This is a genomic window from Paenarthrobacter sp. A20, from assembly GCF_024168825.1.
Taxonomy (GTDB): Bacteria; Actinomycetota; Actinomycetes; order Actinomycetales; family Micrococcaceae; genus Arthrobacter.
Genome location: NZ_JALJWH010000001.1, coordinates 4898978 through 4925042 on the forward strand (window position 1 = coordinate 4898978; position 26065 = coordinate 4925042).

The following is a 26065-nucleotide window of genomic DNA, read 5'->3' on the forward strand; positions in this document are numbered from 1 at the left end:
GCAACAATGCCCGTATGCAAAAACCGTCGCCCGTTCCTGCCTTGCTGGCTTCTGCCCCCTTCACCATTGACGAGGCCAAGGCTGCGGGCTTGGAGCATGCGCAGCTCCGAAATCGAAACTCATTCGAAAGTGTCAGCCAAGGAATCTACCGTCCCACCAATTGGGACTTTGACCTGACGGAAGCTGCGCGATCCCTCTCAGCGGCGAGTCCTGGCGCATGGATCTCCCATGTGACCGCCGCCAGGATACACGGCCTTTTCCTCCCGCCGTGGCTGGCCGATTCACATGAACTGCACCTCAGTAAGCCAACGAAACTCCCCTCAGCGCGGCGACGAGGCATCATCGGACACACGGTGATCGTGGACGAATCCGAAATCGAGTTCAACCACGGCATGTGGATGAGCACCCGCTCCAGGACATGGCTGGACCTGGCACGCCGACTACCGTTGAAAGAGCTGGTCTGTGTAGGCGACCAAATCATTCGCACCCCTCGGCAGGAGTTTGAAGGACGCGAAACTCCGTTCAGTTCCATCGCGGCACTTCGGAAAATGCTTGACCGGCACAAGAACCTGCAAGGTGTGGTCCGGGCACGCGAAGCACTTGAACTGATGAGGGTCGGTGCTGACTCGGCGCCGGAGTCGATGCTTCGTCTGGCCATGCTCGACGCAGGCCTCGCAGAACCTGAGCTCCAGATACGGCTACGGGCGGACGACCCGTACTCTCCATCCGCGGACCTCGGCTTCCGCGTGCGGCGCCTGGCCATTCAGTACGACGGCGAACATCACCTTGAGGAGGAACAGTTCTTCAGCGATCGGCGCCGCGACAAAGCTTTCGCGGCGGCGGGCTGGACCGTTCTTGTCTTCGGAAAAGACGATCTGGCAGACGGATTCGCCAAGGCGATACTGCACATCAAGAGGGCCCTACCGAACGGCTGGATTGACCCGGCTGTGGAGTCGGGTTTCGCGCCGGGACGGTGAGAGAGGCTTCCGCCAAAAGGCCCGAACGGTGAGAGAGCGCCAGCAAAAACCGTGCCGACGGTGAGAGGGGATCGGTGGTTGGGGGCGGGGTCCGGGATGCAAAAATGCCCGCCACCTCGAAAGGCAACGGGCATTCACGCTTGATGAAGTATCTCTACTTCTTATTGCGGCGCTGGTGGCGGGTCTTGCGAAGCAGCTTGCGGTGCTTCTTCTTGGCCATACGCTTGCGGCGCTTCTTAATAACTGAACCCACGAAAGTTCCTTACAAACTAGAAGTTCCTGTCTGTTGGAACAGATCCGCGGAAGCAGACAGTACAACTGACAGATTCTTACATTGACGTAAAACGTTCCTTAACAGAGTACCGCTTCAAAGGGGTACCCCATGACCACGGTCCGCTGGACGGACCCCGGCAGCCTCAGGCGGTCTCGGATTGTCCGTCAACCACAGCACCCTTGAGGTACTGGGCAACAGCCTCTTCAGGAACCCGGAAGGAACGGCCGAACCTTACGGCGGGCATTTCCCCTGAGTGGACCAGGCGATACACAGTCATTTTGGAAACACGCAGGACGTCGGCCACTTCAGCCACCGTCATGAAACGCGCATTCGAGAAGTTAGTCTCTGCGGACATTTCCCATATTCCTTTGCTCTCAGCCGGTAAGGACACCCCCCGTAGAACGGTGTGCCGATGCTGAGCCATCAAACAACCATGTGCTAGATACTCTAGAGGCTGATGGGGCCAATGTGAAAGTACTTTCGGAAAGTGGGACCCTACTCCTCCGTCGCTGCACGACGCTTCCGTGCCGACGCTGCGAGCTGTTCCAAGACCGACGCCGTGACGTCCCACTCCATGCAGGCGTCGGTGACGCTCTGGCCGTAAACGAGTTCCTGTTCGCCTGCCAATTGCTTGGCGGTGTCCAGGTTCTGCGCTCCTCCCACCAGGAAACTTTCCAGCATGACGCCGGCAATCGGCGAGGTCTCCCCCGTCTCGAGCTGCGCACCGATTTCCAGCGCAACCTCGGCTTGGCGGTGGTGGCTCTTGCCGCTGTTGGCGTGGCTGGCGTCCACGATCAAGCGCGGGTTCAGCCCCTTGGCAGCGAGCTTGGACGATGCAGCCGCGACGTCTTCCATGGAGTAGTTGGGCCCCTTGCGTCCGCCACGCAGGATCACGTGGGTGTCCGGGTTGCCGGACGTCGCCACGAGGGCCGCGCGGCCGTCGTCGTCGATTCCCAGGAAGGCCTGCTCAGCGGCGGACGCGCCACAAGCGTCGATGGCCACCTGCAGGTCTCCGTCGGTGCCGTTCTTGAAACCGATGGGCATGGACAGTCCGGAGGCGAGCTGGCGGTGGATCTGGCTTTCGGTGGTGCGCGCGCCGATGGCACCCCAGGAGACCAGGTCAGCCATGTACTGAGGGCTGATCGGCTCAAGGAACTCGGTGGCCGTGGGCAGGCCCAGCGCGGTGACCTGCTTCAGGAAACCCCGGGCGGCGCGAAGACCAGCGGCAATGTCGTGGCTGCCGTCCAGGTGGGGATCGTTGATCAGGCCCTTCCAGCCGACGGTGGTGCGCGGCTTCTCGAAGTAGGTCCGCATAACGATCAGCAAGTCTTCCTTGTGCTTCTCCGCCTGGCTGACCAGTCGGCGGGCGTATTCCAGGCCGGCTTTGGGATCGTGGATGGAGCACGGGCCAACGATCACCAGAAGGCGGTCGTCCACGCCGTCCATGATGGCGCGGACCTGGTCACGGCCGCGGTCGACGACGGCCGCTGAGCGGGCGTCCAGCGGCAACTCTGCGATGAGGTCCTGGGGTGCCGGAAGCGGCTCGAAACGGGCAACCCGGAGGTTGGAGGTGCTGGGCTGGGCTGCTTGCCCGGAATCAGCGGAGTCGAGCGATTCGGTGTGTTCTGCGGCGATGCTGGTCATTTCTGGGTCCTGTTCCGGGATGCGGAGCGGGCCCTTTTTCAGAACCCGCCGGATATGGCGAAGGGCAGAGAATAATCTCTGCCCTGTTGGCTCTGAAGGAAAGTTGGATGCGTGTCAGTTAGACGCGGGCCCCTCCAGAGCCAACGAAAAATACGCATACCAACGGTTTGTCATAGCCACACCATAACCGCGGTTCTTCACAGCGGGCAAATCCTGTCCATCAAGATGACAACAGTTTGCGCAGGAACTGCAACTGCCGGATCCAGTGGTGCTCCTGGCCGCCTTCGTGATTGTTGAAGCGGTACACCTCAATGTCCTTCTCGGGCGCGCTGCCCTTTTCGCGGGAGCCAATGCCGTAGTTGTTGTAGCTCGCGAACACGGTGGACGGAGGGCAGATGTCGTCCATCTGGGCAGCGGAGAACAGCGCGGGTACCGTTGCCGCGCGGCCGAGGTGCACGCCGTCGAAGTAGTTCAGCACCGCCAGCATGGGCTGGTACTTGTCGCGATGCCGCCCCAGGAACCCGGCGATCTCCGGATACGGACCGCGCGGGGTGATGTCGATGGCGCGCGGGAAGTCCTGCAGGAACGGGACGTCGGGCAGCGCGGCGATGACGCCGTCGAGCCTTCCGGCCGTCAGCCCGGCGGCAGCAACTGTGATGCCGCCGCCCTGGCTCACGCCGGCCAGCACCACCTTGGCAGGGTCGACGGCGGGATGGCTCTGTGCCGCTTCCACCGCACGGAACGCGTCCACGTAGACGCGCCGGAAGTAGTAGTTGTCCTGGTGGTCGGCACCCCGGGTCATGAGCCCTGCATAGTTGACGCCACCTGCTGACGCATGCGGATCCGGCGTATCCCCCGAGACGCCGCCATAGCCCTGGCCTCGGGTGTCCATGATGAAGTGCGCGTAGCCCGCCTGGGCCCATCGGGTGTTCTGGTTCACCAGGCCCCGGCCGCCCGAGTAGCCAATGTACTCGACCACCACGGGAAGCCGCTGGCCTGCCTCCAGGTGTGCTGGCACGTGAAGCCAGCCCTTGATGCGGTCTCCGCCGAAGCCGGAGAAGGAGACGTCGAAGGTGTCGATCACTGAGAGGTAGTTATCCACGGGTTCGAACACGGCGTCCAGCGGAAGGGCCCTGGCCTCGGAAATGGTGCGGTCCCAAAAGGCGTCCAGATCTGCTGGTGGGACCGCGCTTGAGGTGTAGTCGCGGAGCTGCTCAAGGGGAAGGTCAAAGAGGGGCATGGGGACATCCTACGTCATGGTTTCGTGTGCCCCGTCACAGGGCCCACGTGGTCACAGGTTGCTGATGGACAGGTTGCGGTACGCGGCTTTCAGTGGAGCCATTTGGCGGATTCCGAAGTAGCCGCCGCCGAGTGGTTCTGCTGCGGGATCGGTCCATTCGAAGAGCCGCAAGTCATTGATGGCGAAGGCCACCCGCGGGCCGTCCTTGATCACTTCGATGCGATAGAAATCGTCGGCATCCCCGACGGGTGGAAGTGGATCGGCTCCCTGCGCCACCAGCTCGAAGCCTGCGCTCTTGCGGAGATTGCAGGTTCGGAACGCGCGCTCGGAAGGGTGCTTGTGCCGGAAGTAGGAGATGTGCAGGGCGTCGATATCCCCCGAATGGTACTGGGGATAGAAACCGGTGCGGGGAGCCAGGGACGCCGAGAACAGGTCCTCGCCTCCGTGACCGCGGGCTGCGAAGAACGCCATGGCCAGGCCGGGCTCCTCCAGCGGCAGGAACTCCCAGGTGATCCGCACATGATCGGGAAGTTCCTCCGGGCACCAGAGGGTCCAATGGGCCTGGTCGCCGTGCTCTTCCGCGTCGAGGGAACCCGACAACACCAGCGCGTTGGTTCCGTCATCCGCGAGCCCCAGCCCGCCGCCGTCGGCCGTTCCATGGTTGTACGTTCCGAAGTGAACCGGCCCTTCGGCCACCCAACCAGCCACATCCGAAGGACCCCGCAAGGCGTTGGAGTAGATCAATCGCGTACTCCGGCGCTGACCGTAGCCACCAGCCCGTAACCGAGGGATTCCAAATGCTCTGCCACGAACGCCGCGATCCGCCGGGCACCCTTTTCGTGGAAATGGGTGTTGTCCTCAAGCCCGCCGGCCCGGTGTGCGTGCTCGCCCGGAGCGAAGTGGAAGAAGAGCTCTTTGGAACCCTCTTCCCCCAGTTCCTGGTACAGGGAGCGCGTCCACTGGTTGAGGTCGATGACGTCCAGGCCGAGCTCCAAGCCAAGCTCCCGGACCACCACGGGGTAGTCCCCCAGCGTGACCTCAAGCTGCCCGTCCGCAAAGTGCCTGCGCTCAACCGAGGTACACAGGACGGGAATGCCGCCTTTGGCGCGAACCTCGGCGACCATCCGCCGGAGGTTGTCCGTGTAGCCCGCGCGCGCCGCGAGGTGCTCGCGTTTCTGATCGTTATGCCCAAACTGGATGAGGACCAGGTCCCCCTGAACCGTCTGGTTGATGAGCTGGTACCAAAGACCCTCCTCGCGGAACGACTCCGTGGTGGCGCCGCCTTTGGCAAAGTTGTGGACGGCAGCCCACCAGTAGGTCTCGGGCGCAAGATGGGCGCCCCAGCCGCTCATCGGATATTCGTAGCTGGGACAGGCGGCAACAGTGGAGTCGCCCGCAAGGAGGATTTTCATGGTTGTCCTTTCATCGGGAAGCGGCGCCTAGCCCTTCACGGAACCGATCAGCATTCCCTTGGCGAAGTGCTTCTGCAGGAAGGGGTAGAAGACCAGGATTGGCAGGGTTGCCACCACGATCACAGCAAATTTGATGCCCTGTTCCGGCGGGATATAGGAGGGGTCCACGTTGCCGGTACCCAGGAGATCCGAAGCGGCCGTAACCTGGCGCAGGTACATCTGCAGGGTCCACATGTTGTTATCGCTCAGGTAGAGCAGGGGCGACATGAAGTCGTTCCAGATCCCCACCGCGTAGAACAGCGCGAACGTGGCCAGTACCGGCTTGGACAACGGCAAGAGGATCCGCCAGAGGATCCCGATTTCCGTGGCACCGTCCATCTTGGCCGACTCTTCCAACTCGGCCGGGAGCTCCTGGAAGAAGTTCTTGATGATGATCAGGCTGAACGGGTTGATGGCCGCCGGCAGGATAAGGGCCCAATACGAGTTCAGCAGGCCCAGGTCCTTGACCAGCAGGAATGTGGGAATCATGCCGCCGGAGAACACCATGGCGAAGACCACCAGGGACATGATCAGCTTCCGGCCCCGCAGGTTCTTCTTCGCCAACGGGTAGGCCATGGTCACGGTCAGGATGAGCTGGATCAGGGTGCCCACCAGCGTGACCAGCACAGTGGTGATCAGTGCCCGGGTGAAAGCCGGCGTGGAGAAGATGTACTCGTAGGCGCCCAGGGTGAATTGCTCGGGCCAGACGAAGAACGCCCGCCGGGTGATCTCGGCTTCGTTGGCGAAGGACCCGGCGATCACATAAATGAACGGCAGCAGGGTGATGATGCCGACCAGGCTCAGGAAGACGTAGTTTGCGGCATCAAAAACCCGTCCGCCGCGGGTGTTGTGAATCTTCATTAGAACAATCCGCTCTGGTTGAACCGCTTGGACAGCCAGTTGGTGCCGAAGATCAGCACGATGCCCACCAGGGACTTGAACAGTCCGACGGCGGTGCTGTAGCTGTAGGCGCCTTGGGTGATGCCCACGAAGTACACGTAGGTATCGAAGACGTCGGCCACGCTGCGGTTGAGTGCGTTGGTCATGAGGTAGATCTGCTCGAAGCCGGTATTGAGCATCTGTCCGATGGCCAGGATGAGCATCACGATGATGGTGGACCGGATGCCCGGCAGGGTGATGTGCCAGACGCGACGGAACCTGCCGGCGCCGTCGATAATTGCCGCCTCATACTGGTCCTGGTCCACGGTGGCAAGCGCGGCGAGGAAGATGATGGTTCCCCAGCCGGTGTTCTTCCAGATTTCCTGGAGCACGATCAGAGGCCGGAACCAGTTGGGATCGGACAGGATGTCCACATTGGTGCCGAAGAGTCCGTTGACGAACTGGAACAACGGCCCAATGTCCAGGGCGAAGAGCAGGAAGCTCAGCGAGGCCACGATGGTCCAGGACAGGAAGTGCGGAATGTACACCAGTGTCTGGACGGTGCGCTTGAGCACCGACAGGCGGACCTCGTTGAGCAGCAGCGCCAAAATAATGGTCAAGGGGAATGCGATCCCCAGGTTCAGGAAGGCCAGGATCAGCGTGTTGCCCAGCAACCGGGGAAAGTCCGGGTTTGCGAAGAAATCCGTGAAGTTGGTGACGCCCACCCAGGGGCTGCCATTGACGCCCAGGAACGGAACGTAGTCCTTGAAGGCGATGGACACGCCGTACATGGGTCCGTACCGGAAGATCGCGAAGTACAGGACTCCGGGCAGCAACAGCAGATACAGCCACTTGTAATGCGCGAAGTGGACGGCGAACCCGCGCCGCCGCGCCGGGGCGGGCGGCGTGGTGGCCGCCCGCTCCGAGGCTTTGGCCTCTACAACCGGGGCTGTCACTTCTTGTTGTCCTGCCAGAGCTTGTTGATTTCTTCCTTGACCTTGTCACCGCCGCTGGTGTTCCACAGCTTGATGGCGTCCTTCAGGCCCTGCTCGTCGATCTGCCCTGCCAGGTACTTGATGCGGGCATCGGCCACGATGTTGTCCAGCTGGGCACCCTTGGCAACATAGGTGGGCGAAACGAACGCAGCTGCCGGGTTGTACACGGCGCTCTTGAGGTCCTCGGCCATGACGGCGACGCGGTCGTCAAAGACCTTCTGCTCATACTCGGAGGCCTGCTTGACGGGGTAGAAGTTGTTGCCGGTGACGTTGGTTCCCAGCTGGGCGAAGCTCTTGATGTCCGTGTTGACCACCTTGCCCTCAGGGGTCTCGGGCTTGATGGTGGCGGCGAGGCCTTCCTCCACCGTGAAGTTCACGCCCTCGATGCCGTTGTTCATGAGCACGGCAACTTCCTTGCTGTTCAGCTTGTCCAGGAAGGTGAGGACGTTCTTCAGGTCTGCCTCGGTCTTGACGCTGGCTTTGGGAATGGCGAGGAAGCCGGAGTAGCCGTCGGTGGGGTGAGCGTGCAGCTCACCGTCCGGCCCCTTCAGGCTGCCCACAAAGCCCACCTTGTTCTCGAAGTCATTCGGGTTGGCTTGCTTGAACAGGTTGATCAGTACGCTCACGCGGGAGTCGACGTCAACGATGATGCCGCCCTTGCCGTTGAAGAACGGCTCGTTCCACTTGGTGCCGTCAAACGTTGCGAAATCGGGGTTGATGAGTTTCTCGTCCACCATCTTCTTGACGAACCGGTTGGCCTCCAGGAATTCTTCGGTTTCGAAGCTCGGGACCAGCTTGCCGTCACGCTCGGTCCAGCGGTTGCCGGCGCCGTACCAGGTCTCGATCAGGTCGTACGGGCTGTTGGTTCCCAGCGCGCCCCATTTGGGGATGGTGATGCCGTAGGTGTCGTTCTGGCCGTTGCCATCCGGGTCCTGCTCGGTGAAGGCCTTGGCCACGTTGTAGAGATCTTCGGTGGTCTCGGGCGCTTTCAGCCCCAGCTTGTCCATCCAATCCTGACGGAACATGACCGCAGCGCGGATGGGGTTGCGGCCGCGGTACACACCGTAGACCTTGCCGTTGACGCTGGCGTTTTGCTGGACCTCGGGGAAGGTGGTGGTGAGGTTGGGGTAGTCCTTCAGCTTGTCCGTCAGGTCCCAGAAGGCGCCGGCCTCAGCGTTCTTGACGAAGCCGGGCGTCTTTCCCTGGACCACCAGGACGTGTGGGATCTCCGATGATGCCAGCGTGATGTTCATTTTGTCTTCGTACGACGCGTTGGGCGTCCACGTGATGTTGACGTCCTTGCCCGTCAGCTCTTCGAGCTTCTTCTGCACGGCGCCGTCGGCTGTTGGCGGCTGCGCCTCCAGGAACGGCGCCATGATCTTGACGGATGAGAGGTCCGACGCCGGCGCTTCGCCACCACAGGCGGTCAGCGCCAGGGCTGCGGAAACGACGACGGCGGCGGCCAGCGTGTGTTTTCTACGGATCATTTTCTTACCTGCTCCACTTCATCGGGGTTGGTGTCTTTCGACTCTTGGTTTGACGGCACACCCGGGAACCTTTTAAGGCTCCACATGTGCTGGCCACTTGCATCTTGATACGTTTCATTAGTACTCACGCCGGAGGCGTTGGGAACGAGTTCACTGCTTCCTTGAACATCGAGGGAGCGGTGAAGGATCGCCGGCCCGCTCAAAGCGGGACTGGCGCGGTTGAGCTCAGACAAGGCTGGCCTCCGTACTGTGGGTCGTGGTGGAAACAGGGCCGGTGCCGGAGGCGGACTGCGCGCTGGCGGCAGCTGCGGCCGGCGGTGGGCTGGCCGCGGACGCGGGACCCGATGCTGCGCCGCGGGCGGCCGCATCGCCGACGGTGGCTGCCATCGCCTCATCGTTGGCTGTAAAGAAACGGTCGCAAAGCCATCCCGTGACATAAAGCCACGCACCAATACCGAAGAAAGGAATCAGCCCCGGAATCGACCGGCACACGAACAGGGCGGCCGCCGTGACGAACAGGAGGATCACAGTTCCTGCCAGGTGCCGCACCGCAAAGCGTGAGGACATCAGGAAGTACCGGGGAAGGGAAAGCTCATAGCGGGCGAACATCGGGAACAGGTAGCAGACCGTGCCGGCGGCAAAGAGGGCCGCCATCAGGATTCCGGCGGAAGCGATCTGCGAGCCAAAGTCCCAGCCCGCCGAGAAGTAGGCCCAGTTCAGGCTCAGGGCGACACCCACAGCAATGAGGGGCAACCCCAAGGCGTTGCCCTTGGCGAAGTTCTTGAAATACTCCCTTGCGAAGCGCCGCATCAAGGGCGCAGCATTTCCCCGCACCTTGTCGCGGACCAGGACGTGGGCGGCAGCGGTGCTGGGCCCGACACCCAGGACAACCCCACCGAGGACAGTGAAGGCAATCCACAACACGTTCAGGCAAGCAATCCACACGAGCGTGTCGAAGAGCGTGTAGGCACGGAAACCAAATCCACCAGAGGCCATGGCGCTCCCCCTTTCTCCATCGTTGCAGAACAGGCCCGCGTGACCGTGAGTGGCGATTGTCAGGGAGTCTCACTACAGCCGCTGGAGCCGGTCAGTCGGGGTTGGCCCACGTGGGCCATGTCACTAAGTAAACGCTTTCCCGTCAACTTAGACGCTGGGTAAGGGTGGAGTCAAGATGATTCTTGAATCGTTACATTTGCTGGGATCCCGCGCTACACTGGGCGGAGCCGGAACTGGGAAAGCGCTTGCTGGGTATAGCCTGAACCCGCCGGACCACTTTCGTGAATACCTTGACGACGGCGTCACAGCCTTCGTTGCAGCGCCAGCAGAGGAGAGCCATGGACACCCCTTCCATCGAGTCCATCACCAGCCCGAACCCCCGCGGGGATTCGCCTGCACTCGGAGAAAAGGCGGCGACCGGAGCAACCCAGGCCAAGGGATCAGCCCCAGCACCTCGGACCGGACCGGCCCGGATTGCCTTGGTAGGTGTCCACGGCTTCGGAACGCATCACCTCCACAATCTGGAACGGCTCAGCGCACAGGGAGCGGTGGAACTCGTCGCCGTGGCCGACCCCAATCCCCCGTCCGCAGGAGCCCTGCCCGAAACCACCGCTGTCCACGAAAACCTGGACTCCTTGTTGGCAGGTGACCACCGCCCGGACATCATCATCGTGGCGACCCCCATCCAGACCCACGCCCCCTTGGCCCTTTCCGTGCTCGCTTCCCAGGCCGACCTCTATCTGGAGAAGCCTCCAGTGGCCTCCATGAATGACTTCCTCCGCCTCCAGGACGCCGCAAACGCAGCCGGTCGCAGTGTCCAGATTGGATTCCAGAGCCTCGGTTCCCAGGCACTTGCGGCGTTGGCGGAGCTGGCAAACGGCGGCGCCACGGAAGAGCTTCCCGGTATCGGCACCCTCAAGGGCATCTCTGCCACCGGCCGTTGGGTGCGCGACCGGGCTTACTACAAGCGCTCACGCTGGGCGGGCAAGCGCAGCCTCGATGGCGTGGACGTGGTGGATGGAGTTGCAACCAATCCCTTGGCCCATGCGATCGCGACTGCGTTGCGCATTGCCGGAGCCCGCCAAGCGGAGGACCTCGCCTTCGTGGACACGGATCTCTATCGCGCCAACGACATTGAAGCGGACGACACCTCAGTGATCCGCATGAAGACCGTGGACGGACTGCCCATCACCTGCGCCCTCACTCTCTGCGCCACTGAATCGGTGGAACCGTACGTCACGCTGCACGGGACCGAGGGAACGGCCGTATTCCACTACACCGAAGACCGCGTCACAGTCAGCACGGAAGCTGGTGACACCACCCATGTCTTCGGGCGGGACGATCTCACCGAGAACCTGCTCCAGCACCTCACCGACGGCGTGCCCCTGCTCAGCCCGTTGGATCACAGCGGCGCCTTCATGCGCGTCGTGGAAGCCATCCGGACTGCCGAGGCACCGGCTTTGATTCCCACGGAATACGTGACGTGGGTTGGAACGGGCGATCAAGCCCATGCCGTGATCCCGCACATCGAAGACATCCTGAAACGGGCCACGCTCGCCCATGTCACGTTCTCCGAGCTCGGCCTCCCTTGGGCACGGCCAACCTCCGCTGGCACCGAGGCTCTCTTCACTCCGGGCGGTGCCGGAAGCGATGGTCCAGATGCAGTCCTCCGCAGTGGAAGCGGCCTTGATACTGCGTTGTCGCCGAGGCCTTACCTTCATCCGGTGGCCACTCCGGGCGGCGTTGTAGTGACGGATCACCTGGCGTCGGACCATGTCTGGCATCTCGGCGCGGGATTCGCGCTGCAGGATGTCAACGGCAGCAACTTTTGGGGCGGCCGTAGTTATCGACGGACCGCGGGAAAATACCTGGACTTGAAAGACCACGGCAGGATCGGGATCGCGGGAATCACTCGCGGGTCGGAACACACCAGGGCGGACCTGCACTGGCTCGGAGCAGATGGCGGCTTGCTCCTGGAGGAGTGCCGCACTTTCCGCCGTACGCTCATCAACCCGAACACGTGGCGAATGGACATCACAACGGAGCTCACCGCCGTCGTGGATGCCGCGCTGGGGAGCCCAGGGTCCCACGGTGCGGCCGGAAGCGGCTACGGCGGCTTCTTCTGGAGGCTTCCTGTCAATGCGTCGATGCGTATCTTTTCCTCCACAGCCGAGGGCGAACCCGCCGTGCACGGCTCAGTCACCCCGTGGCTGGCATGGACTGGAGAGTTCGACGGCGGCCCTGCAACATTGGTGTTTGGCGCACCGGCCGAGTCCCCCGACCCATGGTTCGTCAGGTGCAGCGGCTACCCGGCCGTCGGTTCGGCACTGGCCTGGGATACGGCCAAGATGCTTGCCGCGGGCGAGTCCCTCACCCGCTCCGTCACGGTGTGGATCAGTGACGGAACACTGGATATGGGGGAAATCGAAGGTTTGGTGGCCAGCCGATGAGCTCCGGTGCCACACGATCACCACTGGCCGCCACGAACCTCACGGTCGGGGGCCTGACACAGTGTTTGATGGCACCGGCCGTGCCAAGGTTCGGTTGGTTGCTTGATGCAGGCCACTCCGCGAGCGCGGGGCAATCATTCCAGGCCGCCTACCGCCTCCGGGTGATGGACCGCGCGGGAACAGAAGTGTGGGATTCGGGCACGGTTGTCACGGACCAGCAGCACCACCTTCCCTACACAGGCCCGGAGCTGACCCCGGACAGCGACTACCAATGGACGGTGCAGCTTACCGACTCCACCGGCGCTGTGGGTGAACCCTGCGCTCCTGCCGCTTTCAGCACGGGTCTCTTCGAGTCCACCGCCAACAGCTGGGCTGCGGAGTGGATTCACCGCGAACCCGGCGGACGTGTGCCACTGGAACAGGTGAATGGACTGCTGCGGGTGAGCGGCTCGCCTTATCTTCCGTGGCCAGCCCTACCCAACGGCACCACCACTATTAGTGCCCGTTTCCGCCTGCGGCTGGGTACCGCGGGAATCCTCCTTCGCAGTGAAGGCCCTGGTTCAGGTCTGTTGCTGGAGATCAAGCCGAACCGCTCTGCCCTCCTGCGTCCCGCCCCCGATTGGGAGATCGGCGCAATGTCGGCCCCGATCACTCAACCATTGGCCGAAACGCCGGCCTTTGAAGCAACAGCCTCTTCGCGCGCCGGCGCTCTGCCCGAGGACGGCTGGCAGGACCTGGTGGTCACCGACGACGGGCAGCGCATCACTGTCAGCATCGACGGTGACCTCGCCCTGGACACCGAAGTCCCCGGCAACACCTCCACGGGCATCGCATTCCATCAAGGGCCACGCAGCCAGGCGGAGTACTTGTCGGTTCGAGTCCAGGGTGGCGGGGCTACCCTCCTGGAAACTGACTTCACCACACCCGGCGCCCTCAACGGCTGGACCACCACCACTCCCCTCCGCCAGCCCGACGAGTGGACTCTCGTAAAAGCCACCTTCAACCTCAAGCGTCCCGTGGTCCGTGCCCGCCTCTACGCTGCCGCGAGCCACCACGCCGCGTTCACCATCAACGGCAGCCCGTGCCTGGAGACCACCAATTTCGGGTACCCGGGCGAGCAGTTCTACAACGCCGCCGACGTCACTGGCACACTGCAGTCGAGCGGTACCGCCACCTTGACCGCCGTCGCCCATTGGTATGGTCCCGGCCAGGGCCGCGCCGCCAGCCGCCCCGGCCTGCTGGCCCAGATGACACTGGAGTACGACGACGGCACCCGGGACGTGTTCGGATCAGGGCCCGGGTGGCTGGTGGCCGAAGGTCCGTATCGGCAGAGCGGATACCGAAACGACGAGGGCGATCCCATCGAGCATTTCGATGCGACGGCCTGGCTGGAACCACAGCAATGGCACCCGGCAATCTCCCTCGGAACCCACCCGGTCCCCGACTTCCCACACCTGCGACCCAACGATGCGGGCGTCGCACGTCACTACACGGCCGCCGTCGACATTTTCACGGCCGACGACGGAACCCCTGTGGCGGACTTCGGCGCAGTGATTCCAGGGCGCCCCGTGGTGGACTTTCTCCGTGGGGAGCAGGGGCGGACCGTGATGCTCCGGGCAGGCTACAACCTCCGGGCCGACCGTCGCGTGGACACTGGAAAGACACCCAGCCAGAACACGGACATGTCGTTCCCCTTTACTCAGGGAGACGGTCCGCAACGCTACGAGGCGGCCGTGCACCTGGGCTTCCGCTACCTCGAAATGCCTGGCATGGAGCTCGCAGACCTCGGCGCGGTCGGCGCAACAGTGATCCATGCCGAACACCCGTCCGAAGGCACCTTCCACAGCTCCGACGACACCCTGAACAGGGTCTTCGCCCTCCTCCGGAACTCAGCGTTGTTCGGCGTGCAGGAGCAGTTCGTGGACACGCCCACCCGCGAGAAGGGCCAGTTCCTGGGCGACGCCGTGAATATCTCGTACGCCACCATGGCCCTGTTTGGTGAGCGTCACTTCACGGCCAAAGCGTTGCGCGAATTCGCGGGATCTGCCAAGCGCTACTGGCAGGATCCTGCTGAGCGTGGGCGTTACAACGCGGTCTACCCCAACGGCGACGGGAAGCGCGACATCCCGGATTTCTCGCTCATGATGCCCGAATGGGTGGAGGACTACCACCGGCTCAGCGGGGATGGTGCGCTGGTCCGGGAGCTCCTCCCCTGCCTTCAGGACACGGCGGAGTACGTGCTCCGGCACATCCCGTCGGATGGCCCCACCGCAGGGCTGGTCACCGATCTGGGCGGCGGCGGTGGTCCCTACCTCCATGGCATCGTGGATTGGCCGGCGCCGGGCCGCTTCGGCTACGACATGGACTGCGCGGCGCGCACCACGGTGAACGCCCAGTCGTGGTCAGTGCTCGACGCCGTCAGCCGGCTCTGCGCGTCCGCTGGCCTGGCGCCCGAGGCCGCCCGGTGCAGGGAAGCGGCGGCATCGCTGGCTGGACGGATCAACTCGCGGCTCAGGGTCGACGGCGTGATGGTGGACGGCTTGTACGCCGACGGCCGCCCCAGCTTGAATGCTTCCCAGCACGCGACCTCTTTCCCGTTGTCGCTGGGGATCACTCCCGCTGAACACGTGGCGAAGGATGCCGAACGCATCGCCGGGATGGGGATGCGGCAGGGTCCCATGACCGTGCACCGGCTGCTCCGTGCGCTGCTCTCCCAAGGGCGGGTGGACGATGTCCTGGATCTCCTCACTGACCCCAGCCAACCCGGGTGGGCGCGCTTGCTCGAAGCCGGAGGGTCCTTTACCTGGGAGGCCTGGGAGCTTGATGAGGGCACGGATTACAGCCAATCCCACGCGTGGTCAGCCTCCGTGGTCCGGGAGATCCTTGAGTACCTCCTCGGTGTCCGCGTCACCGCACCGGGGGCGTCCGCCGTCGTGATTCAGCCGCCGGTATGCCGACTGGAAGCTGCCGGGGGAAGCGTGCCCACCCAGCGCGGATTCATTGCTGTCTCCTGGCGTCGAACGGCCGCTGGCATGGAGTTGGAGTGCACCATCCCCGCTGGCGTTACTGCCCAGGTGGTCCTCCCGGAGCGGACCATCGACGTCACCCCGGGAACGTGGCATTTCACGCCGCGAGGTGACACTTAATGCCAATGTTCCTTCTCGGAACTGTCATCAAGTGCCACCTCGCGTGCCCGATCAGGGACTAGCCCAGCGCGCTCTTCGCTTCGTCCATGGCCTTCTTGGCAGCTTCTGCGGGTGACATCCGGTTGAAGTGCACTTCCAGGCCGTAACGGCCAAAGGCCTCGACGGCGGAACTGGAACCTGCCGGCGGCACGGGCACTGAGTCTCCCAGTTCGGAGGAGATTTCGTCGATGAACTTGGCAGTGGCGGCGTCCTCCGGCGTCAGCTTGGGAAGGACAGCGGCACGGACCTCCGAGTTGCCCGGAATACCCCGGTCTGCCAAGGCAATTTCGCCGGCCTCCACATTGTTGGCGAGGAAGTCGATGAACTTCTGCACCTCAGCCGGGTGCTTGGTCCGGGAACTCGCGGACCAGAACTGGGATGACTTGTAGAACTGCTTTGCGCTGGCGGCATTGCCGTCCGTGCTCGGCGGGCGGTGGATCTCAAGCGGCTGGCCCGAGGCTTTGGTGAGGGCGCTCAGCTGGTTGGACCAGTACCAGGCAAGACCAAACCTGTTGGTGGCCAGGCCCTGCTGATCCACCGACGCTGTGGCGTCCTCGGTCATCACTGAAGCGGGAGGCACCGCCTTGGAGTCGCGGAGTTCAGCCTGGTATTCGTACCAGCCCGTGAGGTCGCCCTCGTCAAAGCCGAACTTGCCGTCGGAGGTAAACAGCGATTTGCCGTGCTGGCGGAACCATAGGTTCATGGGAGCGTCGCCGCTGACGGCACCCGAGCCATAAACACCGCTCTTGCTGCCTTCGGTGATGGAGGCAGCCGTCTTGTTGTACTCATCCCAGGTCCACGTCTTGTCATCGGGCAAGGTGACACCGCTGGCTGTGAGGAGCGAAGGGTTCGCCAAGACGACCTGGGCGTTCACGCCTGCAGTGACGGCGTACTGCTTGCCTTCAACCTTGCCGGCATCTGCCACGGCAGGATCGAACTTGCCGAGGTCCACATCCTTCAGTTCGAGGAGTGCCCCGCGTTCGGCGTACTCACCCAGGTAAGCGGCGTCCATTTGGATGATGTCCGGGGCGTCCTGCGATGCGACCTGGGTGGCCAGCTTGTCCCAATAGCCGGACCAGTCGCCGTACTCACCTTTGACCTTGATGGTGGGATTTTCCGCTTCGAAAGCGTCAATGAGTTTTTGGGTCATCTTGTGGCGAACATCCGAACCCCACCAGCTGAAGCGAAGGGTGACGGTTCCATCGGAGGCGGCTTGCTGGGAGCCGCCTCCACAACCGGTCAACGTGATGGCGACGGCGGCTGCGGCCGCTGCTACTTTCGCGGCTAATTTTCTGCGTGCTCGAGGAGACATCAAACGTCCTTATCTGAGTCGTGCGCTACGGGGAGAAAACGCTTTCTCAGCCTAGGTGTGCGCTACATCACTCGTCAAGGGAGTTTTTGTTTGTTTGAGCTATCACTTTTAACAAAAGCGCTCAGACTGCCGTGCGGGTGCGCCGGGCTGAATACCTCCACAGCAGGAGCCCAATCACCACTGCAGACGCCATGCCCAACGCCCCTGTGACCACCAGCCCGGCTCGTACGCCGAAGTCCTCCGTCAGCCAGCCGGCAAGCAGCCCACCCAAAGCGTGACCGCCCAAAAGCAACGGAAAGTAGAGGGCAAGAACCCGGCCGCGTACGCTGGCACCCGCTTCAAGCTGCACTGCGGTGGCTGCACTGGTAAGGAACACCAGCGTCATGAAGCCAACCACAATCAACATCACCACGAACCACTCCTGCGTGGGCATCAGGGCAGCGAGCAACTGCGTCAGCCCGAAGAGTCCAGCACTGGCAACGATCCCCTTACGGCCAAACCGCTTGATCCGTGTAGCCACCAGCGCACCAGCCAGGGCGCCCAACGCACTGACCGTATTGAAGAGACCGAAACCGGCAGGACCGCTATGCCACACACCGTCCGCAAAAGCGGCGAGGACCACAGGGCCGTTCATTCCAAATGCGCCCAGCAAGCCCGCCAGGAGCATCGTCAGCAGGAGGGGAGGTCGTGCCCGGACAAAGCGGAACCCGGCCAGGATCTGACCTTTGCGCGCCGTGGGATCAGGAGATTCGGGAGAATGGTGCAGCTCGTCGGACCTGATGGATGCAATCATCACCAGGACCGCCACGCCAAGACAGGCGTTGGCAGCGAACGCCGCCGCTGGTCCTGCCTGGGCAATGACGACGCCGGCCAGGGCAGGTCCGGCCATGGCACCCAGTTGGCCAACGGCGCTGTTCAGGCCAATTGCTGCTGGCAGCCCGGCATCGCCCACCACCTCATTGACGAACACCTGGCGTGCCGGTCCATCAATGGCACTGGTGATCCCCAACGCGATGCAGGAGGCGTAAACCACCCAAACGTCGCTGCCGCCCATCGCGTTCCATACAGCCAGGCCGGCGGCCAGCAATGCGGCGACGGACTGGCAGACCAGGAGGATGCGGCCCTTTGGGAAAAGGTCCACCAGAACGCCACTGATGGGGCCCACTACCAGCATGGGAAGGAACTGGAGCGCGACGGCGAGGCCCACTGCGGCCGGGCTTCCTGTCAACTGCAGCACCAGCCAATCCTGCGCCAACCGCTGCATCCACACGCCACCGCTCCCCACCAGGGACAGCGCGACGAAGACCCGGTAATTGTGGTGCCGCAGCGGGTAGTGCCAGGACTCCATGGAGCGGGCACGCGCTGCCGGAGCTTTGGTGGATTTGGGGCGCAGTGGGAACGGGCGCGGCGACACGGGGCGGTCTGCTCGATTCAGCGGGTTGGGGGCGGATTCTTATGGAGTTTTTGTACAGCTAATGCCCTTAAGGAGGCTCCTAAAGGGCATTAGCTGTACAAAAACTCAGCGATGGGAGCGGATCTTGATGGCTGCTGCGGCCAGGACCAGGGTCCCGGGCACGATCACGAACAGGGCCTGCAGCATCCAGACGAAGACAACGGTCATGAAGACGGCCGCGAGCAGGAGGAGCGAACCACTCCAGTCGCGCAGCGAATCAGCTTTGGCGCTGGCGTAGGCGGCAGCCCAGCGTTGCTGGCCCGGTACCTCAACAGGCTGCTGGCCTGCATCGCCGTCCCAGTTCACCCCGCCGCTCCAGTTGGCGGCGACCCGCAGGAAGAGGACCGCCCCTGCCGCGGCGAGAATCAGGGTGGCGGGCAGGATGGCTGCCCGGCCGGGCAGTTGACCCACCAGAGCGAGCAACAGGTTCAAGACAATCACGACGGCGGCTGCCGCCGTCGTGATTCCCATCTTCCAACTGCCTGGAAGCGCGCGGCGGAAGTTCCCCCACAAGCTGCGGAGGGAATCGTCCCTGCCGCTGAGGTGCCTCTCCAGGTGCGCGACGCCGGCCGCATAGGCAGCCGGCGCCGTCACCAAGGGGACGGACAGGAGGAGCACGATGACCCCCGCCAGGATGGTCTCGGCGAAGAGGGCAAAGCGGTTGACCGGAATGCCGGGATTCCCCGACGACTTGCCGGTGGCGTTCATGGTGCTCATTTTTCAGTACTCTCTTCCGTGTCCGTCAGCCTTTGAGGCCCTGTGTTGAAACGCCTTCGACGATGTAGCGCTGGAAGACGAGGAAGAAGACCAGGACCGGGAGGAGCGCCAGGACGGACATGGCGATCATGGCTCCGTAGTCCGAGGACTGGGTTTGGTCCACGAAGAGCCGCAGCGCCAGCGGGAGCGGATATTTCTCGGGGGTGTTCAGGTAGAGCAGCGGGCCCAGGAAATCGTTCCAGCTCCAAATGAAGGAGAAGATCGAGGTGGAAATCAGGGCCGGTTTCATGAGCGGGAGCATGATGGACCCGAAGATTCTCACGTGCCCTGCGCCGTCGATGCGGGCTGCCTCGTCCAGTTCGGCCGGGAGGCCACGCATGAACTGGACCATGAGGAACACGAAGAACGCGTCCGCGGCGAGGAACTTGCCGATCAGCAAGGGTACGTAGGTGTCCACGAGGCCGAGCTGTTGGAACACGATGTACTGCGGGATGATCACCACGTGGAAGGGCAGGAGCAAGGTGGCGATCATCATGCCGAAGAACAGTCCACGGCCGGGAAAGTTGATCCTCGCGAACGCGTAGGCCGAGATGGACGCCGAGAGGACCGTTCCCACCACGGCGCCGACGGCCAGGATCAACGAGTTGGTGAAGAACGTCAGGGTGGACACCCCGCCGATGCCTTCCATGGCGGTGGCAAAGTTATCGAAGCTGAAGTTATCCGACCACAACGCATTGTTGGCGCCGCCGATCTCGGAGTTCGGCTTGAAGGATGAGGCGATCATCCATAGGGCCGGATAGAGGACCATCGCCACCAGGGCCAGGGCAATAATGTGGAAGATGGTGCTCTTGATGCGTTTGACCGTGCCGGACTCGGACTTCGGGTTGTAGACCGGCGCCGGAGTCGCGGGCGTTGTGGGTTGGTTTTGGGTGGGTGTTGCCATGGTTGTCATTTCGAATCACCGCTGTAGTGGACCCAGGACTTGGAGGTCTTGAAGAAGATCAGCGTGATGATGCCGACCACGATCACCAGGAGCCAGGCCATGGCCGAGGCGTAACCCATCCGGAAATCGGAGAAACCGCGCAAGTACAGGTAGAGGGTGTAGAAGAGGGTGGAGCCTGCCGGGCCGCCCTCACCGTTGGAGATGATGTAGGCCGAGGCGAAAATCTGGAACGCATGGATGGTTTCCATCAGCAGGTTGAAGAAAATCACCGGGGAAAGCATGGGCCAGGTGATGTTGATGAACTTCCGGACCGGACCGGCGCCGTCCATCGACGCTGCCTCGTACAGGTCGGCGGGGATCTGCTTCAGGCCGGCCAGGAAAATCACCATCGGGGCGCCGAACTGCCACACGGTCAGCAGGATCATCATGCCCATGGTCATGTCCGGGTTGCCCACCCAGCCGCCAAGGTTGATCCCGAAGAAGGACAAGCCCTGGTCCACGGGACCGGAATCGCCGAACATGGCCTTCCACACGATCGCGATGGACACCGACGCTCCGATCAGGGACGGTGCGTAGAACGCGGAGCGGTAGAAACCCTGGCCCTTGCGTTTGCTGTTGAGCAGCATCGCGATCGCCAACGCCGCCGCGAGTTTGAGCGGGGTACCGAAGACCACATATTGCATGGTCACGCCCACGGACTGCAGGAACCGTTCGTCCTGGAACAGCGAGGTGTAATTGTCCAGGCCGATCCATTTGGGGGCATCGAAGAGGTTGTAGTTGGTGAAGGACAGGTACAGCGAGGAAATCATCGGGCCCACGGTCAGGGCGATGAATCCCAGCAGCCAGGGCAACAGGAACGTGTAGCCGGCGCGGGCGTCCGCCCCGCGCCGCCGCGATTTACGCGGCCGCGAGGGAACGGACGCGGTGCGCCTGCTCAGGGTTGGGCTTTGAGTCACAAGATCAGTCCGTCAGTTGGGAAGGCCGGTTCAGACACAGAAGGTCTGCTTAGGCGTTCTGCTTGATGAGGTCTTCGGCTTCCTTGAACCACGCATCCGCTGCGCCGTCCACGGTGAGCTTGCCGTAGTTCAGGTCCTGGGCGACCCGCTTGAACGTGGACTCCAGCGTGCCGAACCCAACAATGGGCGGCTCCGGGGCGTCCTTGAGGTACTTCTCGATGGACTTCTCGTAATCGACCACCAGTTTGTCGGTGCCTTCGAACGTGGTCCCGTCGCGCTGGGTCTTCGACGCCGGAACACCGCGGGAGGTCTTGAAGATCTGGCCCACCTCGGGATCGTTGACCATGAAGTCAATGAACCGGGCAGCAGCGTCCTTGTACTTGGTCTTCGCGCTGGCCACCATCAGCATGGACGGCTTCAGGAACAGGCCCAGGTTCTCCGGATCATCCGAGGGAACAGGTACCAGCTTGAGTTCCTTCGCACCGGAGTCCGCGAGGTAACCGGCCATGAAGTTATCCCATGTCACTTCCGTGGCGGTCACGTTGGAGCCGAACGGGGACTTGGGCAGCAACTGCGTGGCCTTGTCCTCTCCTACAATGGCCCCGGTGCCGCGCAGATCCGCGGTGAGGTTGAACCACTTCTTCAGATCATCCTTGGAGAACCCAAGCTTGCCTTCGTCCGTGAAGGCCTTGATGTTGTTCTGCCGCAGCCAGATGTTGAAGTTCCACCAGATGCCGGTGTAGTCGGTGCCGCCGAACAACGTCCCGTTGCCCTTGGCGCCAACCTCGGCCAGGAACGCGTTGAACTCCTTGTAGGTCCAGGACCCATCCGGCTCCGCGATACCCAAGGAAGCGAGCTTGGCAGGATCATAATAAACAGCAAAAGCATTCGTGCTGGTCGGGATGCCGTACGTCTTGCCACGGATCTGGCCCGACGGCAACAAAGACTTCTCGAAAGCGTCCGTGTTGACCTTCACCGTGCCAAGATCCAGGAGTTGGTTCCGCTGGCCGTAGTCACGCAGGTAGGACAGGTCCCACTGCATCACGTCCGGCAGGCCACCACCGGCAGCCTCGGTGGCGCGCTTCTGCCAATACCCCGCAAAGTCGGAGAAGTTGCCGTTGACCTTGATATCCGGGTTCTTCGACTCGAACAACGCAATAGCCTTGCGGGTACGCTCAGCGCGGTCGTCGTTGCCCCACCACGTGTACGTAATGGTCACGGGATTCTCCGCCGAACCAGCCTGCCCAGCGGTCGAGGACTGGCCACACGCGGCCAGGAATGCAGCAGATGCAGTGCCCAAAGCCACCGTGCCCAGGAACTTCCTTCTATCAATCATGAGAGCCTCCTTGCTCAGTTGGTGCAAGTTTGTCGAGTTATCTACAACGTGGCAGTGATCTCGCTTACACTCGTTCTGAATCGATACAATATCCCTAAACCGGGATCTGGGCAAGCGTTTTCCAAAGAGTACGTTTTCCCGGATACGCTGCACTCATACCTCCTGCACCACCCGCACCAGCCCGGCCAACTTGACGAAGGAGTCCCCCTTGACCTCCCCCGAAATCCCCCGCAGTCGATCTGTCTGGCACAGCGTCGACGGCCTCGCCTACGGCGGCGACTACAACCCGGAGCAGTGGCCTGAAGACATCCGGCTCGAGGACATCGAGCTCATGAAGGAAGCCGGCGTAAACTTCCTCAGCGTCGGTATCTTCTCCTGGGGACTCCTGGAACCCGCCGAAGGCACCTACGACTTTGGCTGGCTGGATGACGTGATGGACAACCTCCATGGCGCCGGCATCAAGGTGGCGCTGGCGACGGCCACCGCGTCACCGCCGGCATGGCTGGCCCGCAAGTACCCCGAAATCCTCCCCGTCACCGCGGAAGGAGTCACGCTGGAGCGTGGCTCGCGGCGCCACTACACGCCGTCGTCCTCTGTCTACCGCCGCTACGCCACCGCCATGACGCGCATGATCGCCGAACGGTACAAAGACCACCCGGCCCTGGCGCTCTGGCACGTTGACAACGAACTCGGCTGCCACGTTGGCGAGTTCCACGGCGAAGAAGACGCCGCCGCATTCCGCGCCTGGCTGGAACGCCGATACGGTTCCATCGAGGCCCTCAATGAAGCCTGGGGAACGGCCTTCTGGTCCCAGCACTACGCCTCATTCGAGGAAATCATCCCACCCGGCGCGGCCCCCACCACCCTCAACCCAGGCCAGCAGTTGGACTTCGCACGGTTCAACTCCTGGGTGTTCATCGATTACTACCGTGAGCTGCTGGCCGTGATCCGCGAGGTCACCCCGGAAATTCCGGCCACCACCAACTTCATGGTCTCCAGCGCCACCAAGACCCTGGACTACTTCGACTGGTCCGAGGACATGGACGTCATTGCCAACGACCATTACCTGGTGGCGGCGGACCCGGAGCGCGAAATCGAGTTGGCCTTCAGCGCCGATCTCACCCGCGGCGTAGCGGGCGGCCAGCCCTGGATCCTCATGGAACACTCGACGTCCGCGGTCAACTGGCAGCCGCACAACCAGCCCAAGATGCCCGGCGAAATGCTCCGCAACTCGCTGGCGCACGTGGCCCGCGGAGCCGATGCCGTGATGTTCTTCCAGTGGCGGCAGAGCAAGACCGGCTCGGAGAAATTCCATTCAGCCATGGTTCCGCACGGCGGCCGCGACACGCAGGTGTGGCGCAATGTGGTGGACCTCGGAGACGCTTTGGCCAAGCTGCAACCCGTCAGGGGCTCCCAGGTGGAATCACGGGTGGCGATCATCTTCGACTACGAGGCCTGGTGGGCTTCGGAACTGGATTCGCACCCGAACAATTCGCTGAAATACCTCGACACGATGCGCGCCTTCCACCGGGCTTTGTATCTGCGCGGGATCACCGCGGACTTCGTCCACCCCTCCGCCAACCTCGCCGGTTACGACCTCATCCTGGCCTGCACCCTCTACGCCGTGACGGATGCCGCGGCTGCTTCAATAGCCGCCGCCGCCGAGGGTGGGGCCACGGTGCTGGTCAGCTACTTCAGCGGGATCGTCGACGAACGGGATCACGTCCGCTTGGGCGGATACCCCGGCGCCTTCCGCAAACTCCTGGGCATTCGCAGCGAGGAATTCCACCCGCTTTTCCCCGGAACCTCCGTCACGTTGAGCGACGGATCCACGGGCTCCGTATGGAGCGAACACGTGCACGCGGACGCCTCGACGGAGGTTGTTGCCACCTTCACGGATTACCCGCTCGACGGCGTCCCGGCACTGACGCGCCGCGTTGTCGGAACCGGTTCCGCCTGGTATCTCGCAACGCTTCCCGACGCCGGAAGCATCGACTCCTTGACCGCGCGACTGGTGGAGGAAGCCGGGGTGACGGCCGTGGCCGAGGCGGTTGCCGGCGTCGAACTTTCCCGCAGGCGCGCCGCAGACGGCCGCAGCTTCCTGTTCGCCATTAACCACAGCCGGGAGGACGCCACCGTGAAGTCCGACGGCGAGGAACTCCTCAGCGGTGGTCGCTTCGGTGGCGTTGTACCCGCCGGAGCCGTGGCCGTCATCGCGGAAGACTGACACAACACGCAAGAACCGCGCCCCGGGCTGATCACGAATGATCGCCCGGGACGCGGTTCCCGTTGCAGAAAAGCTAGCTGATGGCGGATTTCATCTCATCCACGGCTTTCTTCCCGGCTTCTTCCGGCGAGAGCCTGTTGAACATGACCTCCGACGTGTAGCGCTTGATGATTTCCTGGATGGCACCTGCACCCTTCGGCGGAGCGGCCGGGGCTTCGCCGAGCTCTTCCTTGATGGCGCCGATGAAGTCGACCACCTTGACGTCCGCCTTCGCGAGCTTCGGGGCGATTGCGTCGCGGACCTCGGAGTTGGGGTAGACGCCGCGGTCGGCCAGCAGGATCTCTCCGGCCTTGGCGTTGTTGGTCAGGAAGTTGATGAACTTCGCTGTTTCTTCAGGGTGCTTGGTCCGCGATGATGCCGACCAGAACTGCGACGCCTTGTACCAAAGGCCGGCGTCCTCAGCCTTGCCGGTCTTGGACGGGAACCGAAGGATCTGCAGTTCGCCGCCGGAAGCCTTCTCGAGGGCGGGAAGCTGGTTGGACCACCAGAATGCCATGCCGTTCTTACCGGTCGCCAGGCCGCTCTGGTCCAGCGGTGCGGCTTCGGCTTCGACAATCTCCGATGCCGTAGGCACTGCCTTGTTCTCGCTCATCTGCTTCAGGAATTCCCAGTAGCCCTTGATGTCCGAGGGCTCGAAGCCGAGCTTTCCGTCCTGGGTGTAGAGCGACTTACCGTTCTGGCGCAGCCACACCCCGAGGGAGGCTTCGTCCGTCCCGTAGGCCGCAGCACCGTAGGTCCCCTTGGGAGACTTGGCTGTCACCTCGGCTGCAATGCGCTCGAAGTCTTCCCAGGTCCAGGTTTTGTCATCCGGAAGCGCTACGCCTGCAGCCTCGAAGACCGCCGGGTTGGCCAGGATGGTGGCGGCATTGATGCCCGCGGCAATACCCGTAAGGCCCTTCTCGCCCTTACCGGCGTTGAGTGCGGCTTCGTCGAGTTTGGACGTGTCAATGTCGTACTTGGAAAGGTCAAGCAGGGCACCGCGGGTGGAGTATTCGGTGATGTACTTTTCGTCCATCTGGATGATGTCAGGAGCATCGTTGGCCGCAACCTGCGTGGCCAGCTTGTCCCAGTAACCGCTCCAGTCGCCGTATTCAGCCTTGACCTTGATGTTGGGGTTCTCGGCCTCGAACGCCGCGATGGCTTCCTGTGTCAGCTGCGCACGCTTGTCGCCGCCCCACCACGAAAAGCGAAGCTCGACTTTTCCGTCAGCGCTTTTCGCCTCGGATCCCCCGCCGCAGGCGGTGAGGGCGAGTACCGCGGCGGCTGTTGCTGCGATGAGGGCAGAGGCGCGGAGCCTGCGCTTGGCCTTGGGTGCTTCAGCACGGGTTGCGGGGGCGATTGCTTCACCCTTTGGATTTACCGGCACTGTTGTCTCCGATCTTCATTGATCCTGATGCGATGTGAGAAAGCGTTTTCTTACTGTTGATTATGGTACAAGTCACAGTCTTGTATGACAAGACGTTGACTTGTACTACTTGTTGGT

Annotated in this window: 22 protein-coding genes; 4 read left to right on the top strand and 18 right to left on the bottom strand. The window is 62.8% G+C overall.

The window, feature by feature from the left end; genetic code table 11:
- The first annotated feature begins 14 nt into the window (after nucleotides 1-14).
- On the top strand, nucleotides 15-977 hold the full coding sequence (locus J3D46_RS22670; protein WP_253468990.1) for a DUF559 domain-containing protein: 963 nt from the start codon (nucleotides 15-17) through the stop codon (nucleotides 975-977).
- A gap of 154 nt (nucleotides 978-1131) precedes the next feature.
- On the opposite strand, the gene J3D46_RS22675 is transcribed toward J3D46_RS22670, so the two are convergent.
- From J3D46_RS22675 to J3D46_RS22725, 11 genes are all read right to left on the bottom strand, one after another.
- Nucleotides 1132-1230, bottom strand: a complete 99-nt coding sequence (locus J3D46_RS22675; protein WP_003792170.1) for a 30S ribosomal protein bS22 — start codon at nucleotides 1228-1230, stop codon at nucleotides 1132-1134.
- Between the two features lie 163 nt (nucleotides 1231-1393).
- Complete coding sequence (locus J3D46_RS22680; protein ID WP_017199160.1) at nucleotides 1394-1606, bottom strand: helix-turn-helix domain-containing protein; 213 nt, start codon at nucleotides 1604-1606, stop codon at nucleotides 1394-1396.
- Nucleotides 1607-1746: 140 nt separating this feature from the next.
- Nucleotides 1747-2895, bottom strand: a complete 1149-nt coding sequence (locus J3D46_RS22685) for a 3-deoxy-7-phosphoheptulonate synthase (protein ID WP_253468992.1) — start codon at nucleotides 2893-2895, stop codon at nucleotides 1747-1749.
- A 220-nt stretch (nucleotides 2896-3115) separates the two neighbouring features.
- Complete coding sequence (locus J3D46_RS22690) at nucleotides 3116-4135, bottom strand: acetylxylan esterase (protein ID WP_231340767.1); 1020 nt, start codon at nucleotides 4133-4135, stop codon at nucleotides 3116-3118.
- A gap of 51 nt (nucleotides 4136-4186) precedes the next feature.
- On the bottom strand, nucleotides 4187-4879 hold the full coding sequence (locus J3D46_RS22695) for a DUF1961 family protein (RefSeq protein ID WP_253468993.1): 693 nt from the start codon (nucleotides 4877-4879) through the stop codon (nucleotides 4187-4189).
- Nucleotides 4876-5547 (bottom strand): rhamnogalacturonan acetylesterase, encoded by a 672-nt coding sequence (locus J3D46_RS22700; RefSeq protein ID WP_253468995.1) that lies wholly within the window; start codon nucleotides 5545-5547, stop codon nucleotides 4876-4878. The genes J3D46_RS22695 and J3D46_RS22700 overlap by 4 nt, the downstream gene beginning before the upstream one ends.
- A 27-nt stretch (nucleotides 5548-5574) precedes the next feature.
- The gene (locus tag J3D46_RS22705; RefSeq protein ID WP_253468997.1) at nucleotides 5575-6447 is read right to left on the bottom strand and encodes a carbohydrate ABC transporter permease; all 873 of its coding nucleotides are present in this window, start codon (nucleotides 6445-6447) and stop codon (nucleotides 5575-5577) included.
- Nucleotides 6447-7421, bottom strand: coding sequence for a sugar ABC transporter permease (locus tag J3D46_RS22710; protein WP_231340763.1), 975 nt, complete (start codon nucleotides 7419-7421; stop codon nucleotides 6447-6449). Before J3D46_RS22710 ends, J3D46_RS22705 begins: the two co-directional genes overlap by 1 nt.
- On the bottom strand, nucleotides 7418-8947 hold the full coding sequence (locus J3D46_RS22715; protein WP_253468999.1) for an extracellular solute-binding protein: 1530 nt from the start codon (nucleotides 8945-8947) through the stop codon (nucleotides 7418-7420). Before J3D46_RS22715 ends, J3D46_RS22710 begins: the two co-directional genes overlap by 4 nt.
- The gene (locus J3D46_RS22720; RefSeq protein ID WP_253469001.1) at nucleotides 8944-9180 is read right to left on the bottom strand and encodes a hypothetical protein; all 237 of its coding nucleotides are present in this window, start codon (nucleotides 9178-9180) and stop codon (nucleotides 8944-8946) included. Before J3D46_RS22720 ends, J3D46_RS22715 begins: the two co-directional genes overlap by 4 nt.
- Complete coding sequence (locus J3D46_RS22725) at nucleotides 9173-9943, bottom strand: YesL family protein (protein ID WP_253469003.1); 771 nt, start codon at nucleotides 9941-9943, stop codon at nucleotides 9173-9175. The genes J3D46_RS22720 and J3D46_RS22725 overlap by 8 nt, the downstream gene beginning before the upstream one ends.
- Before the next feature lie 338 nt (nucleotides 9944-10281).
- Here J3D46_RS22725 and J3D46_RS22730 point away from each other — a divergent pair, with 338 nt between their 5' ends.
- Entirely contained in the window at nucleotides 10282-12393 is a 2112-nt protein-coding gene (locus J3D46_RS22730) for a DUF6807 family protein (RefSeq protein ID WP_253469004.1), read from the top strand.
- A gap of 98 nt (nucleotides 12394-12491) precedes the next feature.
- Entirely contained in the window at nucleotides 12492-15539 is a 3048-nt protein-coding gene (locus J3D46_RS22735) for a family 78 glycoside hydrolase catalytic domain (protein WP_253469005.1), read from the top strand.
- Between the two features lie 58 nt (nucleotides 15540-15597).
- Here J3D46_RS22735 and J3D46_RS22740 read toward each other — a convergent pair whose 3' ends face one another.
- The 6 genes from J3D46_RS22740 to J3D46_RS22765 all read right to left on the bottom strand — a co-directional run bounded on the left by J3D46_RS22740 (nucleotide 15598) and on the right by J3D46_RS22765 (nucleotide 22295).
- The gene (locus tag J3D46_RS22740) at nucleotides 15598-16890 is read right to left on the bottom strand and encodes an ABC transporter substrate-binding protein (protein ID WP_253469006.1); all 1293 of its coding nucleotides are present in this window, start codon (nucleotides 16888-16890) and stop codon (nucleotides 15598-15600) included.
- 121 nt (nucleotides 16891-17011) lie between these two features.
- Nucleotides 17012-18304: an MFS transporter gene (locus J3D46_RS22745; RefSeq protein ID WP_253469007.1), complete on the bottom strand. Its 1293-nt coding sequence runs from the start codon at nucleotides 18302-18304 to the stop codon at nucleotides 17012-17014.
- Nucleotides 18305-18409: 105 nt separating this feature from the next.
- Complete coding sequence (locus J3D46_RS22750; RefSeq protein ID WP_253469281.1) at nucleotides 18410-19051, bottom strand: Poxvirus protein I5; 642 nt, start codon at nucleotides 19049-19051, stop codon at nucleotides 18410-18412.
- A 34-nt stretch (nucleotides 19052-19085) separates the two neighbouring features.
- On the bottom strand, nucleotides 19086-20012 hold the full coding sequence (locus J3D46_RS22755; protein WP_231340755.1) for a carbohydrate ABC transporter permease: 927 nt from the start codon (nucleotides 20010-20012) through the stop codon (nucleotides 19086-19088).
- Nucleotides 20009-20959 carry a carbohydrate ABC transporter permease gene (locus tag J3D46_RS22760; RefSeq protein ID WP_253469008.1) on the bottom strand — a complete coding sequence of 317 codons (951 nt, stop codon included), beginning with the start codon at nucleotides 20957-20959 and terminating at the stop codon, nucleotides 20009-20011. Before J3D46_RS22760 ends, J3D46_RS22755 begins: the two co-directional genes overlap by 4 nt.
- 49 nt (nucleotides 20960-21008) lie before the next feature.
- Nucleotides 21009-22295, bottom strand: coding sequence for an ABC transporter substrate-binding protein (locus J3D46_RS22765; RefSeq protein WP_253469009.1), 1287 nt, complete (start codon nucleotides 22293-22295; stop codon nucleotides 21009-21011).
- A gap of 208 nt (nucleotides 22296-22503) precedes the next feature.
- Here J3D46_RS22765 and J3D46_RS22770 point away from each other — a divergent pair, with 208 nt between their 5' ends.
- Nucleotides 22504-24522 (top strand): beta-galactosidase, encoded by a 2019-nt coding sequence (locus J3D46_RS22770; RefSeq protein ID WP_253469011.1) that lies wholly within the window; start codon nucleotides 22504-22506, stop codon nucleotides 24520-24522.
- Nucleotides 24523-24595: 73 nt separating this feature from the next.
- Here J3D46_RS22770 and J3D46_RS22775 read toward each other — a convergent pair whose 3' ends face one another.
- Nucleotides 24596-25948 carry an ABC transporter substrate-binding protein gene (locus J3D46_RS22775; protein ID WP_253469013.1) on the bottom strand — a complete coding sequence of 451 codons (1353 nt, stop codon included), beginning with the start codon at nucleotides 25946-25948 and terminating at the stop codon, nucleotides 24596-24598.
- Nucleotides 25949-26065 lie beyond the last annotated feature (117 nt).

Bases quoted from the DNA above. Each gene is read 5' to 3' on its own strand.
- J3D46_RS22705 (WP_253468997.1), bottom strand. From the start codon at position 6,447: ATGAAGATTCACAACACCCGCGGCGGACGGGTTTTTGATGCCGCAAAC.
- J3D46_RS22755 (WP_231340755.1), bottom strand. From the start codon at position 20,012: ATGACAACCATGGCAACACCCACCCAAAACCAACCCACAACGCCCGCG.
- J3D46_RS22690 (WP_231340767.1), bottom strand. From the start codon at position 4,135: ATGCCCCTCTTTGACCTTCCCCTTGAGCAGCTCCGCGACTACACCTCA.
- J3D46_RS22685 (WP_253468992.1), bottom strand. From the start codon at position 2,895: ATGACCAGCATCGCCGCAGAACACACCGAATCGCTCGACTCCGCTGAT.
- J3D46_RS22765 (WP_253469009.1), bottom strand. From the start codon at position 22,295: ATGATTGATAGAAGGAAGTTCCTGGGCACGGTGGCTTTGGGCACTGCA.
- J3D46_RS22670 (WP_253468990.1), top strand. From the start codon at position 15: ATGCAAAAACCGTCGCCCGTTCCTGCCTTGCTGGCTTCTGCCCCCTTC.
- J3D46_RS22750 (WP_253469281.1), bottom strand. From the start codon at position 19,051: ATGAACGCCACCGGCAAGTCGTCGGGGAATCCCGGCATTCCGGTCAAC.
- J3D46_RS22700 (WP_253468995.1), bottom strand. From the start codon at position 5,547: ATGAAAATCCTCCTTGCGGGCGACTCCACTGTTGCCGCCTGTCCCAGC.
- J3D46_RS22715 (WP_253468999.1), bottom strand. From the start codon at position 8,947: ATGATCCGTAGAAAACACACGCTGGCCGCCGCCGTCGTCGTTTCCGCA.
- J3D46_RS22680 (WP_017199160.1), bottom strand. From the start codon at position 1,606: ATGTCCGCAGAGACTAACTTCTCGAATGCGCGTTTCATGACGGTGGCT.
- J3D46_RS22730 (WP_253469004.1), top strand. From the start codon at position 10,282: ATGGACACCCCTTCCATCGAGTCCATCACCAGCCCGAACCCCCGCGGG.
- J3D46_RS22740 (WP_253469006.1), bottom strand. From the start codon at position 16,890: ATGTCTCCTCGAGCACGCAGAAAATTAGCCGCGAAAGTAGCAGCGGCC.
- J3D46_RS22725 (WP_253469003.1), bottom strand. From the start codon at position 9,943: ATGGCCTCTGGTGGATTTGGTTTCCGTGCCTACACGCTCTTCGACACG.